This window comes from Dolichospermum sp. LEGE 00246 (assembly GCF_015207865.1).
GTDB classification, from domain to species: Bacteria; Cyanobacteriota; Cyanobacteriia; order Cyanobacteriales; family Nostocaceae; genus Dolichospermum; species Dolichospermum heterosporum.
The window spans coordinates 1-1,763 of sequence record NZ_JADEWA010000698.1 but is presented as its reverse complement, the minus strand read 5'-3'; the positions used below and the strand labels follow the sequence as shown (position 1 = coordinate 1,763).

Annotated in this window: 1 protein-coding gene; it reads left to right on the top strand. The window is 39.6% G+C overall.

What is annotated here, in order from left to right:
• Positions 1 to 126: 126 nt before the first annotated feature.
• The gene (locus tag IQ228_RS25705; RefSeq protein WP_193964954.1) at positions 127 to 1,518 is read left to right on the top strand and encodes a VWA domain-containing protein; all 1,392 of its coding nucleotides are present in this window, start codon (positions 127 to 129) and stop codon (positions 1,516 to 1,518) included.
• Positions 1,519 to 1,763 lie beyond the last annotated feature (245 nt).

Here is a 1,763-nt window from a genome sequence, read left to right as displayed (position 1 = left end):
AATTATAGCGGTATGCACTTGAATGAGATACAAAATTTACCTAAAAAACTATACACCAAAGGACTTTCAACTCTGTTCCCTGTTCCCTGTTCCCTGTTCCCTGCTATATTTAATTAGGAAAGAAAAATGCAGAACAATCTTAACATTAGTATTACTCCCCATCGGGAATTTATGCCAGCAGATACAGCAGCACAAAAATTATTTGTGATGTTGAAATTACGTCCTACTAAAGATGTCGCCACAAGTTCCCCACATACCACATTTACCTTTGTTATTGATACCAGTGGTTCAATGTATGAAGTAGTATCAGGAGAGTCAAAACCAACGGGGATTACTTATCAACAAGACGGCCAAGCATATCAACAGGTTACAGGGGGAAAATCCAAAATAGATATAGTCATTGAATCCTTATTAGCATTAGTCCGTTCGGGAAAATTGACCACCAGCGATCGCATTGCTATAGTCCAATTTGATGATAACGCTTCCCAAACTATCGGTTTAACCAGTGCCACAGAAATTAATCAACTAGAAAATGCTATTAACAACCTGAGAAACTTTTCCGGTGGTACACGCATGGGTTTAGGATTACGTCGGGCATTTGATATCTTAAGTGAACAACAAATGACAGTCAGACGCGCCCTATTATTTACTGATGGACAAACATTTGATGAAGATCAATGTCGCTCAATTTCTAGTAATTTCGCCACCAATAATATCCCCATTACCGCATTAGGAGTAGGAGAATTTAACGAAGACCTACTTACACATCTTAGCGATTCTACAGGAGGAAAATTACTTTATATTGTCCCAGGAACAGCCATAGGTACACAAATTTCCATCCTTGATTTACCCAATAAAATTATAGACGAATATAGCCAAGCCCAACAAGAAGTTATCACCAATCTAGCCCTAACAGTGAAAACAGTTAAAGGAGTAGAACTGACTAGAATTGTTCGCGCTTACCCCACCCAAGCCGAATTTCCCATTAATCAAGATCCTCATCCTTTAGGGAATGCGATCGCTAATGACGAAACCATATTTATCCTCGAATTTACTATTAATAATCGTCCCGCTACTCGTGTGCGTATCGCCCAACTTGGACTCACCTACGACATACCCGGACAAAAAATACGCGGTGAACTTCCACCACAAAACCTAATTATTCAATTCGTTCCCGGACAGGAAAATGCAGCCCAAGTCAATCAAGAAGTCATGGATTATGTCCAACAATGCAATATAGCCAACCTCGTCAACCAAGCCACAAAAATAGCCGAACATGATCCACAAAAAGCCGAACAAATATTAGAAACAGCCCGACGCATGACCATAAAAATCGGCAATAAAGACATGACAGAATCCTTAAACAACGCCCAAGAAGAACTCCGAAAAACCCGAAAAATCTCCGATGGAACTCGGAAAACTGTGAAAATGGGTGCAAAAGGTAAAACAGTAAAAATGGGCAACGATATTAACGAAATGCTTTCAGAAGAAGAAATGCGAAAACTCACAGGAACATAAATAACCAGATCCCCGACTTTTGACATCAATTGATAATTTCTTGATACAATAATAACCAGATCCCCGACTTCTGAACATCAATTGATAATTTCTTGATACAATAGAAAAGAAGTCGGGGATCTTAGCGGATGTTTGAAAAGTCGTATCCCGTAATTTTCATCACATTGTTACCCCCCTTTCCCCTTATAAAGGGGGGTAACAATAAAAATCCAGTTCCCTCCCCTTACTAAGGGGAGGGTTAGGGT